Raw genomic sequence first — 17,309 nt, 5'->3', positions numbered from 1 at the left:
GTGACCGGTCCCGGGGGCTCCCCCGTGGTGCCTGGCTCTCGTTGCTCGCCGCTCGCTACTTCCTGGGCGTCACGTAGCCGACGACGTCACCGGCCTTGGTGTTGTGCCGGGTGCGCTTGTAGACACCCTCGGTGCCGCCGTTGCCGCTCTTGGTGGTGTTGCCCTCGATGGTCGTCAGCGCCTTGGTCTTGGGGTTGTAGCCGATGACGATGCCGATGTGGTCGACGTCCCAGCCGTTGGTCCCGAGGCTCGGTGAGCCGCCGTCCCAGTCGTAGAGGACCGCGTCACCGATCTTCGGGGTGTAGGAACCCCGCGCGTGCCACGTGCCGATGGAGTTGCGGGCCCGGTAGAAGGAGCCGGCGAAGGCGTCGGTGCCCTTCGTCCGGGCGCCGGCGTTCTTCCAGACGTAGCGGACGAAGTCGGCGCACCAGTTGTTGTAGCGCCACTGCAACCCGCCGACCTTCTTGCACTTGCCGACCGAGCCGCTCTTCGGGGCGGTGGCGACAGCGCTGTAGTAGTTGCAGTTGCCGGCCATCTCACGGTTGCGCGGCGACAGTCCCACCTGCTGCTGCGCCTTGCTCTTGATGGCAGTCTGGAGCGAGACCGCCGCGGACACGGAGGCCGACTGCGGTGACACGGGCGCGGCCGAAGCCGCCTCCGCGGTCAGTGCTCCGCCCGCGAGGGCCGAGATCAGCAGGAGGGTGGCGGCGCGCCGTGCGGGCACCTTGGCTGTGCTGGGCTTGGTGATGCTGGGCATCGGAAGTCCTTTCCCCGTTGAATCCCCGTTGGTGCCGGGGGAGTTCGGTCTGTTCCCGTTCCCCTCCGACACCAAGAAGCTTCGCGGGGCCCGCTACAACTTCCCTTCAGGTCCTCTCGACGTTCCCGCTGCCACCCTTGAAGGACCTCTGCCTGGCCCTTTACGACTCCCGCGCCTCGTGTGCCTCGTACGCGGTGAACACCTCGCCCGCCTCGGCCCGCAGGGCGGCAGCCCCCCGCTCGTCGCCGAGGCGGTCCCGTAGTTCCGCGAGGGTGCGCAGAGTGCGGGCCCGGGGAAGGGGGAGCCGCAGGGTCTCCCAGAGGGTGACGGACGCGGTGAGGTGGGTCTCTGCGTCGGTCAACTGACCCTCGGCGAGGGCGCATTCGCCGAGAGTGCGTCGTACCAGGGCCTCGCCCCACCGGTCGTCGTACGTCCGGCACACGTCGAGCAGACCGGCCAGGTCCGCCGCCGCTTCCCGGGTGCGTCCCAGCCTCAGGCGTGCCTTCGCCCGGGCCTGTGCCGCGTACGCGCTCATCAGGCGGTCGCCGAACTCCTGGAGAATCGCCAGGGACCGGCCGGACAGTTCCTCGGCCGCCTCGTACTCGCCGAGCGCGCGGTGCAGCAACCCGTACGTCCGCAGGGCGAGCGCCTCGCCGCGCCGGCTGCCGAGACGACGGTAGGCGGCCAGGGACTCGTCGAGGAGGACACGGGCGGTGGCGTACTCACCGAGTTCGAGGTGGACGGACCCGGCGAAACGACAGGCGAGGCCCAGCCCCGCAGCGTCGTCGAGCCGTCTGAAGTCGTCGATGGCGCGGGTCAGTTCGCGCGCGGCGTCCTGCAACCGGCCCTGTTCCCGGTAGGTGCTGCCCAGGCCCGCGAGGGCCGCCGCGTGTCCCCGCGCGTCACCGAGCTCGGCGCACAGGCCGACCGCCTGCTGGTAGTGGGTCATGGATTCGGTGAAGTTGTCCTGCTCGTAACGGAGTTGGCCGAGGCCGATGAGCAGCAGGGCCTCCCCGGTGCGGTCCTCGGCGCGGCGTACGGCGGCCAACGCGGCTTCGTGGGTGCGTGACCACGAGTCGAAGCGGTTGTTGACGATGTAGGCGGACGAGCACAGGGTGACGGCGGCCTCGCGGGCGAGCGCGTGCAGGTCCATGGCGGCGGCACGCTCGACGGCGGCGGCGATCGCGCCGGCCTCCGCCTCGAACCATCCGGTCGGGTCGGCCAGCACCTGGCCGGCGGCCCGGTCGCCGACCGGCCACAGGGTGCGCGGGTTCTGGAGCACCACCTCCCCGGAGGGTCCGGCGGCGGTCGCCCGGGCGGTGAGCCACAGCCAGCCGCCGAGCGCCCGGCCGAGGGTGGCGGCACGCTCGGCGCGCGGTTCCTCCGCCTCGGCGCGCTCGGCCGCGTACACCCGGACCAGGTCGTGCAGTCCGAAGCGCGGCTGCCCGGCGCGGTCGATGCCGGTGAAGTGGAGCAGCTGCGCGTCGATGAGTCGCTCCACGACGTCTTCGGCGTCCTCGGTGCCCTGCGTCTGCGGCAGATCCAGCAGCGCGGCCACCGTCCAGGCGGCCACATCGGGCGCGCCGAGCAGCCCGAGGCGCCGCAGGGCGGTGCGGCCGAGGGCGTCGAGCGCGTCGTAACTGAGGCCCAGCCCGGTGCGTACCTCCAGGTCGCCGACGGTGAGTTCGTCGAGACGGCGGCGTTCGTCGGCGAGGCGGTCGGCGAGCATGCGCGGCGTCCAGTGGCGGCGGGTCGCGAGGCGGGCCCCGGCGATGCGCAGGGCCAGCGGCAGACCGCCGCACAGGGCGACGATCCGGCGCGCCGCCTCGGGGTCGCGCCGGACATCCCCGTCGCCGGCGATCCGGGCGAGGAGTTCGATCCCCAACTCGTCGTCCAGTACATCGAGTCCGGTGCGGGAGGCGCCGTCGAGGCCCGCCAGCCGGGCGCGGGACGTGATAGCACACCGCAGCTCGCGCTCCCCGGCAGCAGCGGCCGCACCTGCGCCTCACTGCCCGCGTCGTCGAGGACCAGCAGTACGCGGCGCCGCGCGAGCAGACTGCGGAACAGGTCGCCGCGTTCGGCGAGACCGTCGGGCGGCTCGGCGCCCAGCGCGCGCAGCAGCCGTGCCAGCACCTCGGCGGGCGGCACCGGATCGCTGAAGCCGTGCAGTTCGGCGTAGAGCTGGCCGTCGGGGTAGTCGGCGGCGACGCGGTGCGCGACCTGCACGGCGAACGCGGACTTCCCGACGCCGCCGGGCCCGGACACGACCGCGACCGGCATCGCCTCACGCGGAGCGGTCAACAAGGCGGCCACCTCGGCCAGTGGCTTCTCCCGGCCGGTGAAGTCACCGATGGCGGGCGGGAGGAGGGCGGCGCGGAGGAGGGGCTCAGGCTGAGGCCGCGCCCCGCCCCGGACGTCGTCCGCGGCTTCGGCGGCGGCCGGCCGGTGGGAGGAAACCGGAGGGTGGAGGGCGAGCGGGTGCGGGGGCGGTTCCTTCCTGTCCGTGGCGGTGGTCGGCATCAGCTCCGGGTCCGACCGCAGAATCGCCTCGTGCAGCCGCCGCAACGCCGGGCCCGGATCGATGCCCAGCTCGTCGGCGAGAACGGCACGGCCCTCCGCGTACACCGTGAGGGCGTCGGCCTGTCGGCCCAGCCGGTAGAGGGCGAGCATCAGGTGCCCGCGCAGCCGCTCCCGGGTGGGGTGGGTGCCGACCAGGCCTCTCAGCTCACCGACCAGGTTCTGCTCATGGCCCGGTACGGCGAGGTCGGCGGAGATACGGTCCTCCAGGGCTGCCTGCCGCGCCTCCTCCAACCGCTCGGCTTCGACGCGCAGCGCCTCACCGACCCCGCCGAGGGCCGAGCCGCGCCACAGTTCCAGCGCGTCGCGGAAGAGCAGGGAGGCGCCCTGGTGGTCGCCGGAGGCCGCCCGGTCCCGCGCCGCCGCCGTGAGGCGCTCGAAATCCCCGAGGTCGATCCGGTCGCGTTCGCCGTCCACGCGCAGCAGATAGCCGGGCGGACGGGTCTTGATCCCGTCGGCTTCGGCCGGCAGCGCGCGCCGCAGCCCGGAGACATACGTCTGGATCAACGCGCGTGCCGAGTCCGGCGGTTCGTCGCCCCAGACCGTGTCGATCAGCGCACCGGCGGACACCACCCGCCCGGGCCGCAGCAGCAGCGTGGCCAGCAGAGCACGGGGTTTGGGCCCGCCCAGCGACAGACGGCGGCCACCGCACCAGACCTCGACCGGGCCGAGCAGACGGTATTCCAAGGTCACAGCGTCCCCGTTTCCGCGCGCCCATTTCGCGTGCATGCCAAATTGGACCAACTCGGCATCGTACGCATCCGGAATATCACGGGTCACGGAGAACATGCGGACCGCGGAAGCGTACTTCGTCTTCCGCTCGGCACCGGCGAAGCCATGGCCGACGAGGTCCGCTGTCGTCGGGGCGACCGAATCCCGCCCTCACGGAACTCGGTGGTGAAGCGTCGCGGGCGTGGTCCTGCACAGCGCCGACGTCGCCACGCCCGCGCGGTGACGGCCGCCCAGACGCGTACGCCGGTCAGGGCGGGCGGCGACGGGAGCGGGCCCTGGGGTGCCGGGAGCCGCTCCCGTCGTATCCAGCGTCCCCGGTCAGAAGTCGTCCGTCGTCCTGATGCGGTCGCGGATCCAGACACCCGCGGGCTTGAGGGAGGACGTACCGGTCCACGGACCGTTGCCGGCGCAGGTCCCCGGCTTGAACACGGCGCCGGTGCGTTCGTCGTCGGAGAAGTTCCAGTTGACCCAGCTGATCTTCTTGGCTGCCAGCAGATCGAGATAGCGCTGCGACATGGTGAAGTCGTTCGCGCCCTCACCCGAGTAGTTCTGGGTGCCGAACTCGGTGACGAAGACGGGTATGCGGTCGGCCGCGCGGGCGAGGGTCTGGAGATACTCGTCCCGGTGCGAGTACGCGTAGAAGTGGAACGTGTACATGATGTTGGCCGCGTTCACCTGGTTGTTGACCACCTCGGACTCGTTCGAGCCCTCCGAGACACCGAGCGAGGACCATGCGCGGGTGCCGACCAGGATCGGGGTGTTGGGGTCCTTGGCCCTGATGACGGGGATGAGTTGCTCGGCGTAGCTCTTGATACGGGACCAGCTCACCCCGCTGGGCTCGTTCGCGATCTCGTACAGCAGGTTGTTCTTGTCACGGTGGCGCTGGGCGATCTCGGAGAAGAAGGTCTTGGCGCGGGCGAGGTTCTGGTGCGGGTCGCCGGGGTCGAGCATGTGCCAGTCGACGATGGCGTACATGCCGCGGGCCGTGGCCTGCTCGATGGCGGAGTGAACCAGGTCGGTGAAGCGGCGCGGATCGGTCTCGTAGCCACCCTCCTGGACGTACATGGAGATGCGCAGTACGTCCGCCTTCCAGTCGGTGGCGAGCGCGTTGAGCGAGCCGTTGCTGACGCACTGGCTGTACCACTGCAGACCGTGGGTGCTCATACCTCGGAGCTGGATCGTTTTTCCTTGCTGGTTGCAGAGCTTGGTGCCGCAGACCACGAGTTGTCCGTTGGCGGCGACCGGTGTGGCCGCCGAGGGGGCCATGGCCGCCGGGAGGGGAGCGGGGGCCGCGGGACCGGCCTGTGCGGTTCCTGGGATCAGGACAAGGCCGAGAAGGAGCAGCGCGGCGACGAGCAGAACGGATCGTGCCGGTCTCATGGGGGGAACTCCTGACGGTCTGTGACGAGAATCGACGATTCTCGATCGGGTCAGTGGACTGACTATGCGACTGACTGGTAGGAAACTTTCCTAACAGAAAGGGAATTAGCAGTTGGTACGGACCTTTGCAAGGGCCATGACAAGACTGGCAAGACTGCCCCGGCTGACGCGCCGACTCCGGACAGGCACGCCGGCTCCCGCCGCTACGCCCGACTGTCCCCTGCGGACCACGCGTCCAAGCGAGTCGACGGGGGTCACGGCCCGGCCGCGAACGAGGGGCACCAGGAGTGTAGGTATCGCCATGGTCGTCAGACTGGTGGAGTCCGCCCGGTCCCGCCGACGGCCCCTGAACACGCCTCATCTCGTCGCCCTCGCGCGGGCCGGAGTCCGCTTCGAACACGGCTGCCCCGTCGAGCGCCCCGCGGGGGTAGCGGCATGAGCACCCTCAACGCCCAGACCATCAGGACCACGCGCCTGGACCTGCTGCCCCTTCGCGTCGAGCACGCCGAGGAGATGGCCGCGGTGCTGTCCGATCCAGCCCTGCACACCTTCATCGGCGGCGCCCCGGACACGCCGCAAGCTCTGCGCTCGCGCTACCGGCGCATGACCGCAGGCTCTCCCGACCCGTTCGTCTCCTGGCTGAACTGGGTGATCCGGCTCCGTGACGAAGCCTGTCTGACGGGCACGGTCCAGGCGACGATCAGCTCCGACGGCCACGAGCCCGTTGCCGAGATCGCCTGGGTGGTGGGGACCGCGTGGCAGGGAAGGGGCGTTGCCACGGAAGCGTCCCGAGCGCTCGTCGACTGGCTCGGCCGACTGCCGGTGCGGACTGTCATCGCCCACATCCACCCCGAACACCAGGCATCCGCTGCCGTCGCCACCTCCGCCGGGCTCACGCCCACCGACGAGTGGCACGAGGGCGAGATCCGATGGCGCCGAAGCGTCGGGCGACACCCGCACTGATCCACCGGCCGTGACGCCTGCTCGGCTCGGGCAGGTGGGCATGCTCGGAGTGGGGCGCCCCGCGCGAGGAGTCCGTGCTTGCCCGCACACCAGGCGTGCGCGGGTCCCTCGGCGTCACTGGCGCGGCCCCGGCTTCGTGGCGGTCGGGGCCGCGAGGCGGGCGGCCTCCAGCGGTTCGCCCGGCGCACCTCGAACGCGACTTCCACGCAGTCATCGCCCGTCTGGCACGGCCTTGGAGCCCGGGCGTCGTGGAAGGCCATGGCAATCGGATCAAGATGCTTGAGGAAGCGCCACATGTTCGCCAGGTGCGGGGTTCGAACTTTCCCGCGAACGCGTCCTGTTGGTGTGACCGAGTCTCACGGGCCTGTGGGGAAGGGGTGCCGGTCGGCCCGTCCGTGTCGGCCGCCTCATCCTGACGTCTGTCGGATTCTCTAGTTGAACGTGTTCAAAAAGAAGGGTTACCCTGGTTCCGAGTGAAGCCGAGGGGGTTCGATGAAGGTAGTGCTGCCCGGGGGAACCGGACAGGTGGGCACGATTCTCGACCGTGCGTTGACGGCGGCGGGCCATGAGGTGACGGTGCTGACCCGGCGTCCGGTGCGGGCGCACGACATCGGCTGGGACGGGGCCACGCCGGGCCGCTGGGGCGCGGCGATCGACGGCTGCGATGTCGTGATCAACCTGGCCGGGCGCAGTGTTTCCTGCCGTTACACCGCCGAGAACATGCGGGCCATGATGGACTCCCGGGTGGATTCGGCGCGGGTGGTCGGCGAGGCGATCGCCGGCGCCGCGCGGCCACCGCGCGTCTGGCTGCAGATGAGTACGGCGACCATCTACGCCCACCGCTTCGACGCGGCACACGACGAGGCGAGCGGGGTGATCGGCGGCTCGGAGACCGGGGTGCCGGACTACTGGGCGTACAGCGTTGCCATCGCGCAGAACTGGGAACGGGCGCAGGCCCAGGCGCCGACTCCCGCCACCCGCAAGGTGGCGCTGCGCGCGGCGATGGTCATGAGCCCGGATCGGGGCGGTGTCTTCGACATGCTGTCGCGGCTGACGCGATGCGGGCTGGGCGGTCCGGTGGCCGGCGGCGGCCAGTACGTCTCCTGGATCCACGCCGAGGACTTCGTGCGAGCGGTGGAGTTCCTGATCGCCCGGGACGACCTTGAGGGACCGGTGAACCTCGCCTCACCCGCCCCCCTTCCGCACCGCGACTTCATGCGGGCGCTGCGCACGGCCTGGGGCGTCCCGGTGGGCCTGCCGGCGACGCGCTGGATGGCCGAGCTTGGGGCGCTCGCGCTGCGCTCGGACACCGAACTGCTGCTCAAGAGCCGCCGGGTGGTGCCGGGCCGGCTGCGCACGGCCGGGTTCACCTTCGAGCATCCCGAGTGGCAGAAAGCCGCTACATCCCTCGCACAGCAGGCCAGGCCAGCCCGCCCGGCATCACGTCGGACCCGTGAATCGAACAGCCATGCCCTGTAGACGACCACGATAAGTGGACCAGAGTCCACAGAAACCGACACAGCCAACCTGTCGGCCGGATACCCCCTGTGGTGAACAGCTCCCCGACGACCTCCCGCGCCAAGGCGCCTGTCGCCGGCCCATCACGGCACGGAAGAAGATGGCGCCGCCGCCGAAGGCGGATTTTCCAGCAATGACCGCAAGGGGCCGGTGCGGTCCCGGACTACAGAGTCGGCACCACGACGGCCGCACCGACCACTGTTCATCGGGAAGATCCCCATGCCCCACACCGAGATCATCACTTTTGCTGACACGGACCGCGCGCGCAACGCGCGGTCCACGCCATCTGCGGCAGCCCCGAGGTCACCGAGCAACTGCCGTTCGAACCCGCACTCCGGAGCAGGTCGAGCAGATCACGGTGTGATCCATCGCCTCTGCAACGGAAGCTCCGCGGATTGAGTACGGGTTCGCCGTCATCGAGCGGGACACGGCTCAGTTGATCGGGTTCGGCTGCGTTCAGTACTGCTCGGTCTCCACAAAGCCCGCGTCCGCGTCATTGCCCGCACCGAAGCTGTCAGCGGCGGCGGTCGGATTGAATCCGGGAGGGCTGTCCTTGAGGGCCAGGCCCATGTCGGCCAGCTTCGCCTTGACCTCGTCGATCGACTTCGCACCGAAGTTGCGGATGTCGAGCAGGTCGGCCTCGGAGCGGGCGACCAGCTCACCCACGGAGTGGACACCCTCACGCTTGAGGCAGTTGTACGACCGGACGGTGAGGTCGAGCTCCTCGATCGGCAGTACCAGGTCGGCGGCGAGCGCGGCGTCCGTGGGGGACGGGCCCATGTCGATGCCCTCGGCGTCGATGTTCAGCTCGCGGGCGAGACCGAACAGCTCGACCAGGGTCTTACCGGCGGAGGCCATGGCGTCACGGGGACGCATCGCCTGCTTGGTCTCGACGTCGACGATCAGCTTGTCGAAGTCGGTGCGCTGCTCGACACGGGTCGCCTCGACCTTGTACGTGACCTTCAGAACCGGCGAGTAGATGGAGTCGACCGGGATACGGCCGATCTCCTGGCCCACCTGCTTGTTCTGCACGGCGGAGACGTAACCGCGGCCACGCTCGACCGTCAGTTCCATTTCCAGCTTGCCCTTGCCGTTGAGCGTGGCGAGGACGAGGTCGGGGTTGTGCACCTCGACACCGGCCGGGGGCGCGATGTCGGCGGCGGTGACCAGACCCGGACCCTGCTTGCGCAGGTACATCACGACCGGCTCGTCGTGCTCCGAGGAGACGACCAGCTGCTTGATGTTGAGGATCAGGTCGGTGACGTCCTCCTTGACGCCCGGCACGGTGGTGAACTCGTGCAGGACACCGTCGACACGGATGGACGTGACCGCCGCACCCGGGATCGAGGAGAGGAGCGTACGACGCAGGGAGTTGCCGAGGGTGTAACCGAAGCCCGGCTCCAGCGGCTCGATCACGAACCGGGAGCGGAACTCGTCGACGACCTCTTCGGTCAGGGATGGACGCTGAGCAATCAGCACGAGGTGTTGCCTCCAGTGGTTCGGCGCCTGCTACGTGACGCCATAGACACCATGAAGGGTACGGGCGATACGGCCTCCGAAGAGGCCGAGCCACCCGACTCCACCCCGGCAAGGAGGCTTCGGGTTTCCCTTCCGCCCGCAGTCCCACGGCTGTTTCTGCTTGCCCGCGTCCAGCTCTGGGGCGAGCAGAACGGTCAGGCGGACAACAGACACACGCTGCCAAGGACGGGCGATGTCGCGACATGGCGTTGGTCGGAACAGTATGGCAGGGGCGCTGCGCACCGCTCACGGCGCCGTGCTTGGCCGATACGCGCGTCCCCTCGGAGAACCCCATCGAGCGCACGTCGACGGTCGTTCCGTCGCCGTCTACGAGCCGTGCGAGTCGTCCCGGGCGAACTCCTCGTGGCCGTGCGAGGATCTCCTGCGTCACGGACACCGCGGGGTCGTCGACTCCGGGCCGACGCAGAGCAGGCGGGAGGAGCCGAGCAGGGCGGCGGGCCGTTGGTCCACGCCGTGCCACCGCCCGCAGGGCCCATTGGCCCCGGTCGGGGACTTGCGGCCCCTGCACCACCGACCCCCGCGCAACCGGGCTGTTCGCACGGGCGAGCACCTGGTGCCCGACGGAGCCGAGCAGGAACCCGGCGGTGGTGCCGTGACCGCTGGAGCCCGGCACCAGGACCTGGGCCCTCTCCGCCTGGCCCAGCAGCACCTCGGCTGTGGTGTCGGAGATTTGTTCGGTGCTGGCCGTCAGTTCCGTCAGTTCCGGATGCCTGCCGCGCAGTTCTTCCTCGGCTCCCGCAAAATGCTCCCCCAGCGAGGAGGTCCAGGTCCTGGATGATGGGCACGTCGTGCGGCTGCCAGATCCCGGCATGCACCCGATTCAGCGACACGGCACGGCACGACGCAGCGCCTCACGGGTGGATCAGTCGGCGGCGGCCGGGCTCTCGGGGAACCGTCCGGAGCGACGGTGATGGGGCGGATCATGGAAGAGACCTTCGGATACGGGACCAGCGGGCCGCGGACGATGGGGGCCGACCCTCGTCCCGGGCCTCACGGCCACGCGGGCGCGGTTCCAGGGGCCGATGGTTCCGACTCGCACGGCATGGTCCTCATGGTCAGGCCCGCCCGGACTTCTCGGTGTCCACTGGCCGGCGCCGGGCAGGCGGTCAAAACCGGTACGCGCGTGGGAATGCGGGAACGACAGAGCGAAAAGGGCCGTTCGGCCCTGGCCGTTAGGCCCGGAATCGCGCAGGATCTGCGACGGGGAAGGACCGGTCCCGCCCATCTGGCGGTTTCCGGTTCCGGAGACAGATGACACAGGACAGGAGCCGTCGATGGCGGACAGCGAGCGACCCGGTACCGACAACCCGATCCGGGTCTTCCTGCTGGACGACCACGAGGTGGTACGGCGCGGGGTGCACGACCTGCTGAACGACGAGCCGGACATCACCGTGATCGGCGAGGCAGGCACCGTCGAGCAGGCCCTGGCGCGTGTTCCCGCGCTGCGCCCGCAGGTGGCCGTGCTCGATGTGCGCCTGCCCGACGGCGACGGCGTGACCGTCTGCCGCGAGCTGCGTTCACGCGTGCCGGAACTGTCCTGCCTGATGCTGACCTCGTTCGATGACGAGGAGGCCCTGCTCGACTCGATCATGGCCGGCGCATCCGGGTACGTGCTGAAGCAGATCCAGGGCTCGGACCTGGTCTCGGCGGTCCGCACGGTGGCCGCCGGCCAGTCCCTGCTCGACCCGAGCGCCACCGCCAAGGTGATGGCCCGGCTGCGCCAGGACCAGCAGCCGCAGGAGGAGCCGGACGCCCTGCCAGGACTCACCGCCCGGGAGCGGGAGATCCTCGCCCTGGTCGGCGAGGGCCTGACCAACCGGCAGATCGGCCAGCGCCTCTACCTCGCGGAGAAGACGGTCAAGAACCACATCTCCCGCCTGCTCGCCAAACTCGGCGTGGAGCGGCGCATCCAGGCCGCGGTCATCGCCACGCAGGCTCAGGACCGGCTCCGGCACGAAGGACACTGAGCGTCCGCGACGCAGGGCCGGACGTCCCTCATCTGACCCCCAAGCGGCCCGAGCCGGCTCCCCTCCCCGGCCACCAGGCCGGCAGCGCACCCCGGACACCGCCGGGCGGCACTGATCGCAGGACGACGGACATGACCGGGCGCGTGGGCAGACACTCCGAACGGCACCGAGAGCAGGAACGGGGCCAACGGCGCTTTCGCACACCGCATTTCTTGCACATCGCCATGAACTATTTTCCCCTGCCGCCGCACCCCTGCGGATCGCCTCGTACACGACGCGGGCGGTGCTGGCCGTGGAGACGCCCACGCGGCTCACGCCTACCGGACCAGCTCCACCGACCGGCCCATCAGTCACAGAGCGTCACAGACCACTGGATCTGAAACAGCTACTGTCCCGGCCGAGTTGGACTGGGCGGACCTCGGCGTGGACGTGGTATGTCCCGGAGAGCGACCACGTGGTCTCCAACGCCTCGTGCACCACCAACTGCGTGGCGCCCATGGTGAAGGTGCTCGATGAGCACTTCGGCCGCGGGGCTGCTCACGTCGGCAGGGCCCTTCCCGGTGAACGGTCTGCCGCGGCACCGGGCAGGTCGTTCACCACGGTGAAGACGTGGTCCAGGCGCGTGATCTGCACTGCCCGCCACGCCGCTGGCGTGCCGCGCACGAGTCGCAGGCTGCCGTCCCGGAGTGCGACATGGTCCTTGATCTGCACGAGCAGGCGCAGTCCGCCGGCGTCGAGGAAGATCACCGGACGTAGATCGACGACGACGTCGGGGGATGGGCGACCGAGCAGCTCCGCTACGCGGGGGAAAAGCTCTCGCTGCGCCCATAGGTCCACTTCGCCGTGGAGTTCCAGGACCATCGTCCCGTCCACGGTGCGGTGGTGGAGGGCGAACGGGAAGGGGCGGCTGCTCATGATTTGCGGTTGCTCCGTCCTCTCGCCGAGGAAACCGCCTCCGGGGCCCGGCTGCTTCCAGTCGGCACACAACCACTCGCGTCACAACGATGCTGCTGTGACGGGCGCGGAGCTATTTCCTGCCGAGCTTGTGGTCTTCACGGCTGCGCCAACTCGCCCTGATACGCGGCGACTTCTGGGGCTGCCGCAGTCGAAAGTACCCGATGCGGCTGGCCATGGCGAACGTTTGTTGCAGAGCCTCTGCGGCGCCGGCCCGGGCTGCTGCCGTGGTCGGGACGGCCGCAGTTCACATGCAGAGCCCGTCACCGCTGCGCCGTCTCATTTCGGTGGCCATACGCCCCGCGGTCCGTGTTCTTCCCTACCAGGCCGTCTCACTGCGCCCGCAGAAGCGGCACTGGTGTGTGCAGCAGTCCAGATCGGCCCCTTACGAAGGCCGACCTGGTCCTGGCTGCCGAAGTGTCACCGGGCACAATGCCGTTCATGACAGACGAAGCGGTCGATGGCATGGATGCTCCTCAACTGGGTGAGGCCGTCGCGCTGTTGGCGGGCTTCCTGGGGGCCGAGCCGTTGACCGCGGCCATCGCTTCTCTGGAGCGGGACCTGGTGGGAAGGCCCGCGAGGGAGGTCGGTGACATGGCCGCCGCCCGGGGTATCGGTCCCGATCTGATGGTGGCTGCGCTGACGGTGCGTGAGAGCCTCGGCCGGCTGAACGACCTTATCCACGCGGCCGGGATCGTGCTGGCGCTGCCGCATCTCCTGGAGGACGGGGAGGAGATCGCCGTACGTCCTTCGCTGGCCGCCGGCAACGACCCGCACCGGCCGTTCGACCTGGAGACGGACCGGCGCGTGGCGGAGTTCAAACTGGCGCGGTGGCGTGGCGCGGACGCCATGCGCAAGCGGCAGACGTTCAAGGACCTGGTCATGCTCGCCGCCGACCGCACGGGCCGACGCGCCGAGTTGTTCGTCGTCGGACCTGAGCCCGGCCGCTTCCTGCGGACCTCCAGGGCGACGGCGGCCTGGGCGCTGGACCGCACCCCGCACGCGCGCCGCGTGTTCGAGGAGTCCTTCGGCTCCCTGGACGTCTCCGTCGCGGAGTTCACCGAGCGCCACGCCGGCCATGTCCGGGTCACGGACCTGTGCGACGTGCTGCCGCCCATGGTGGCAGCGGCGCTGGTGCGCTGATCACGCCGTCAAACGACCGGGCGTCGGTCATGCCGCGGAAGGCACCCCGGATGCAGACTCCCGGCCGCACTCGCGAACCCCAGCACCGAGCGGTGGGAAGCGGTCGAGGCCACGCGCGCCAAGGCAGGTAGCACCCTGTCCAGACCGGCCGCCTGAAGGGTTCGCGCGATCAACCCTGAAAGGGCTGAGTCCATCGCCCGCGGCTGACGCATGTCCGGACGTCGCTCCGATGCGGCCACATGCGTTCATCGAGAACCATGTGGCCCTCGCCGCCGGATCACGCGGAGGCAAGAGTTGTTCGCGCCCCCATGCGGGATCGGGGTTGACGTGTGGTCGATACCCGCCACGAGGACAGTCGGCACGGTCAGGCCATCTCGCTCAGGTACTCACCCATGGCCTCCAGGCCGTTGCGATTCTCGGCCACCCCGGCGGACGGCCGCCACCGGCCGGCCCGTTGTGCGAATGCCTGTGTGAACCGTTGACTCGGAAGCGCTTCGAATCTACCGTCCGTCCGAATTCACGAGCATTGTTCGGCATTTCGGACGACTGAGGGACGGGCCGTGATCGATGAACCACGTCTGAGCAGAAGGAAGTTACTCGTCGGCACCGGAGGGCTGGTGCTGGGTGCGGCGGGGTGTGCCGCGCCCTCCTTCGGGGCCGAGGGGAGGACCAGGCTGCGTTACTGGCACCTCTTCGGTGGGGGCGACGGAGCCAATATGAGCGCGCTGGTCGACGCGTTCGCCAAGGAGCACCCGGAGATCGACCTGGAGGCGACCCAGCTTCAGTGGGGTACTCCGTACTACACGAAGCTGGGGATGGCGGGGGTCGGCGGGCGGGCGCCCGAGGTGGCGGTGCTCCACCTCGCGCGGCTCGCGGGGTTCGGGCCCGGGCGGCTCCTCGACCCCTTCGACCTGGACCTGCTGCGTGAACTGGGCGTGGGAACCGACCAGTTTCCCGAGGGCATCTTCAAGCGCGGCGCAGTCGGCGGGCAGCAGTACGCGATCCCGCTCGACACCCACCCCATGGTGCTCTACTACAACACCGACGTCTGCGAGAAGGCCGGGCTGCTCGCAGACGGCGAGCAGCTCCAACCCATCGGCAGCGCACGGGAGTTCATGGACGCCCTGCGCGCGGCGAAGAAGGCCACGGGCGCGCCCGGTCTGAGCGCCGAGACCACCGGACCGGACTGCGTCACACCCTGGCGGCTGTTCGCCACCTTCTACTCGCAGCTGGGCGGCACCGTCCTGTCCGCGGACGGCAGACGCCTCACGCTCGACGACGCCAAGGCCTTGGAGATCCTGGAGTTCCTGGCCCGGCTCACGGCGGAGGGGTTGATGGTGCGCCGCGTCGACTACCCCGGCTCCATCGGGGTGTTCAACGCCGGCAGGACCGCCTTCCATCTCAACGGGGAGTGGGAGGTGTCGACCTTCACCACCGCCGAGCTGCCGTTCTCCATGACCCGCGTGCCCGCGCTGTTCGGGCGTCCCACCGTCCAGGCCGACTGCCACTCCTTCGTACTCCCGCACCAGGACGGCCGCTCGGCCGGGGCGAGCGAGGCGGCCCACACCTTCGTCGCCTGGATGCTCAAGCACTCCGTGGAGTGGGCCAAGGGGGGCCATGTCCCCGCGTATCTGCCGACGCTGACGCGACCGGACTATCTGGAACTGGAGCCGCAGTCCGCGTACCGGTCCGTCATCGACGACGTGGTCCTCGACCAGCCGGCCTGGTTCGTGGGCTCGGCCTCGCCGATGTGGATCCAGCTGGGCGCGGTCTTCTCGGGCGTACTCACCGGATCGCGCACGCCGTCGGGCGCCCTGCGTGAGGCGAAGAAGCGGCTGCGGAAGCTGCTCGACACGCCCGATCCGCTCGGCAGCGGTCCCGTCGGCAAGGCGCCCGTCAGTGGGGCACTTGTCGGCGAAGGAGGTGCCGCGTGACCACGACGACGACCGCGACCACCGTCCCGGTCCCGGCGGAGCGGTCGGGGGCGAAACCCGTCACCGTCCGCCGCAAGTGGACCGAGCACGGACTGGTGTTCATCGCCCCCTTCTTCCTCACCTATGCGCTCTTCCTGCTCTGGCCGCTGGTGTCCGGCATCGGGATGAGCCTGCGCAGCGACAACATCACCGGCGAGGGAGGGGAGTTCGTCGGTTTCGACAACTACACGGAGGCCTTCCAGGACCCGGGCGTCTGGTCGTCGCTGTGGAACACGATCTGGTTCACGATCCTGTCCACGGTGCCGTTGGTGGTGACGGGCCTGGTTCTCGCCCTGCTCTCGCACCATCTGCGGTTCGTCCAATGGCTGTGGCGGCTCTCCTGGTTCGCGCCCTTCCTCCTGCCGTCGGGCGTGATCGGCCTGCTCTTCCTCTGGGTGATCTTCCCCTCCGACTTCGGCCTCGCGGACCAGCTGCTCGCCTGGTTCGGCCTGCACCCGGGGATCGGCTGGCTGACGGACGAGCGGTACGCGATGCTGTCGATCGTGGCGGCCACCATCTGGTGGACGGTCGGCTTCAACTTCCTTCTCTATCTGGCCGCGTTGCAGTCGATCCCTCAACACCTCTACGAAGCAGCGGAGTTGGACGGCGCGGGCGCGTGGCAGCGGCTGCGGCACGTGACCCTCCCCCTGCTGAAGCGCACCACGGGAGTCGTCCTTGTCCTCCAGATCCTGGCCTCCCTCAAGATCTTCGACCAGGTGTACATCATGACCGGCGGCGGCCCCGACGACTCGACCCGCCCGATCCTCCAGTACGTCTACCAGTCCGGCTTCACCGGCTACCGCATCGGCTACGCCTCGGCGGTCTCGTACCTCTTCTTCGCCCTGATCGTGATCGTGTCGCTGGTACAGCTGCGGTTGTCGCGGCGGAGTGGAGAGTCGGCGTGAGCGGATTGCTGTCAACGGACGAGGGCCGCAAGGCCCGTTGGACCCCGGGCCGCTGGGTGATGCTGGCCGCGGCCCTGCTCCTGACGGTGGTGTGGGTGCTCCCTCTGGCGTGGGCCCTGGCGACGTCCTTCAAACCGGAAGGAGAGGCGACACGGACGCCCCTGCGCTGGCTCGGCTCCCACTTCACCTTCGACGCGTACCAGAAGGTGTGGGAGGCGGGCGACATCGGCCGCTGGATGTTCAACACGGCGTACATCTCGGTGATGACGACGATCCTGACGGTTCTGCTGTGCGCGATGGCGGCGTACGGCTTCTCGCGCACGGAGTTCCGTGGCCGCAAGGTGCTGTACGCCGTCGTTCTGGCCGGGATCATGGTGCCGCCCCAGGTGCTGATGGCCCCGTTGTTCGCAGAGATGGTGCAGCTGGGCCTGGTCGACACGTACTGGGGTGTGATCCTGCCCCAAGTCGCCGTCCCCGCCATGGTGTTCATCCTGGTCAAGTTCTTCGACGGCGTCCCCCGCGAACTGGAGGAGGCGGCTTTCGTCGACGGCGCGGGCCGCTGGCGCGTCTTCTGGACGATCGTGATGCCCCTGTCCCGTCCGGTCCTGGCGGCGGTCGGCATCTTCACGTTCATCTCGACCTGGAACAACTTCCTCTGGCCGTTCCTGGTGACCACGGATCCGGGCGGCATGACCCTCCCGGTGGGCCTGGTCAACGTCCAGACGTCCTACGGCCTCCGCTACGAGCAGATGATGGCGTCGGTCGTCATCGCGGGCCTGCCACTCCTGATCGTCTTCGCGCTGTTCCAGCGGCAGATTGTGCGGGGGGTGGCGCATACGGGGTTGGCGGGGCAGTGAGGGACGGCCTGCCGGGCGCAATGTGCCCGGGCAGCCGGCCCGCC

12 protein-coding genes and 2 pseudogenes are annotated in these 17,309 nt (G+C 69.6%); 7 read left to right on the top strand and 7 right to left on the bottom strand.

Annotated features, from left to right (window positions below; genetic code table 11):
* Window positions 1–55: 55 nt before the first annotated feature.
* From JIX55_RS02995 to JIX55_RS02975, 4 genes and pseudogenes are all read right to left on the bottom strand, one after another.
* Window positions 56–757: a CHAP domain-containing protein gene (locus tag JIX55_RS02995; protein WP_257561633.1), complete on the bottom strand. Its 702-nt coding sequence runs from the start codon at window positions 755–757 to the stop codon at window positions 56–58.
* 160 nt (window positions 758–917) lie between these two features.
* On the bottom strand, window positions 918–2,696 hold the full coding sequence (locus tag JIX55_RS50805; RefSeq protein WP_257569719.1) for a tetratricopeptide repeat protein: 1,779 nt from the start codon (window positions 2,694–2,696) through the stop codon (window positions 918–920).
* A 659-nt stretch (window positions 2,697–3,355) separates the two neighbouring features.
* Window positions 3,356–4,063, bottom strand: a pseudogene (locus JIX55_RS02980) (AfsR/SARP family transcriptional regulator); the annotation flags it as partial.
* A gap of 321 nt (window positions 4,064–4,384) precedes the next feature.
* Window positions 4,385–5,446 carry a glycoside hydrolase family 5 protein gene (locus tag JIX55_RS02975; RefSeq protein WP_257561632.1) on the bottom strand — a complete coding sequence of 354 codons (1,062 nt, stop codon included), beginning with the start codon at window positions 5,444–5,446 and terminating at the stop codon, window positions 4,385–4,387.
* 435 nt (window positions 5,447–5,881) lie between these two features.
* On the opposite strand from JIX55_RS02975, the gene JIX55_RS02970 reads away from it, so the two are divergent.
* Window positions 5,882–6,409, top strand: a complete 528-nt coding sequence (locus JIX55_RS02970) for a GNAT family N-acetyltransferase (protein ID WP_257561631.1) — start codon at window positions 5,882–5,884, stop codon at window positions 6,407–6,409.
* A 492-nt stretch (window positions 6,410–6,901) separates the two neighbouring features.
* A complete protein-coding gene (locus tag JIX55_RS02965) occupies window positions 6,902–7,888 on the top strand; it encodes a TIGR01777 family oxidoreductase (protein ID WP_257561630.1) in 987 nt (328 codons plus the stop codon).
* 495 nt (window positions 7,889–8,383) lie between these two features.
* Here JIX55_RS02965 and JIX55_RS02960 read toward each other — a convergent pair whose 3' ends face one another.
* On the bottom strand, window positions 8,384–9,406 hold the full coding sequence (locus JIX55_RS02960; RefSeq protein WP_257561629.1) for a DNA-directed RNA polymerase subunit alpha: 1,023 nt from the start codon (window positions 9,404–9,406) through the stop codon (window positions 8,384–8,386).
* A 592-nt stretch (window positions 9,407–9,998) separates the two neighbouring features.
* Window positions 9,999–10,277: pseudogene (locus tag JIX55_RS51335) on the bottom strand (universal stress protein); the annotation flags it as partial.
* 463 nt (window positions 10,278–10,740) lie between these two features.
* Between JIX55_RS51335 and JIX55_RS02955 the strand changes: the two are divergent.
* Window positions 10,741–11,433: a response regulator gene (locus JIX55_RS02955; protein WP_257561628.1), complete on the top strand. Its 693-nt coding sequence runs from the start codon at window positions 10,741–10,743 to the stop codon at window positions 11,431–11,433.
* Window positions 11,434–11,970: 537 nt separating this feature from the next.
* On the opposite strand, the gene JIX55_RS02950 is transcribed toward JIX55_RS02955, so the two are convergent.
* Entirely contained in the window at window positions 11,971–12,348 is a 378-nt protein-coding gene (locus JIX55_RS02950; protein ID WP_257561627.1) for an STAS domain-containing protein, read from the bottom strand.
* A 480-nt stretch (window positions 12,349–12,828) separates the two neighbouring features.
* Between JIX55_RS02950 and JIX55_RS02945 the strand changes: the two genes are divergently transcribed.
* From JIX55_RS02945 to JIX55_RS02930, 4 genes are all read left to right on the top strand, one after another.
* Complete coding sequence (locus JIX55_RS02945) at window positions 12,829–13,530, top strand: PE-PGRS family protein (RefSeq protein WP_257561626.1); 702 nt, start codon at window positions 12,829–12,831, stop codon at window positions 13,528–13,530.
* 563 nt (window positions 13,531–14,093) lie between these two features.
* Window positions 14,094–15,464, top strand: coding sequence for an extracellular solute-binding protein (locus JIX55_RS02940; RefSeq protein WP_443046692.1), 1,371 nt, complete (start codon window positions 14,094–14,096; stop codon window positions 15,462–15,464).
* Window positions 15,461–16,408 (top strand): carbohydrate ABC transporter permease, encoded by a 948-nt coding sequence (locus JIX55_RS02935; RefSeq protein ID WP_257561625.1) that lies wholly within the window; start codon window positions 15,461–15,463, stop codon window positions 16,406–16,408. The genes JIX55_RS02940 and JIX55_RS02935 overlap by 4 nt, the downstream gene beginning before the upstream one ends.
* A 59-nt stretch (window positions 16,409–16,467) precedes the next feature.
* Window positions 16,468–17,265, top strand: coding sequence for a carbohydrate ABC transporter permease (locus JIX55_RS02930; protein WP_257569195.1), 798 nt, complete (start codon window positions 16,468–16,470; stop codon window positions 17,263–17,265).
* The last annotated feature ends 44 nt before the right edge of the window (window positions 17,266–17,309 follow it).

The organism is Streptomyces sp. DSM 40750 (assembly GCF_024612035.1).
In the GTDB taxonomy this organism is placed as follows: Bacteria; Actinomycetota; Actinomycetes; order Streptomycetales; family Streptomycetaceae; genus Streptomyces.
Note: the sequence above shows the minus strand (reverse complement) of the source record. Positions and strands in the feature narration are given on the sequence as shown.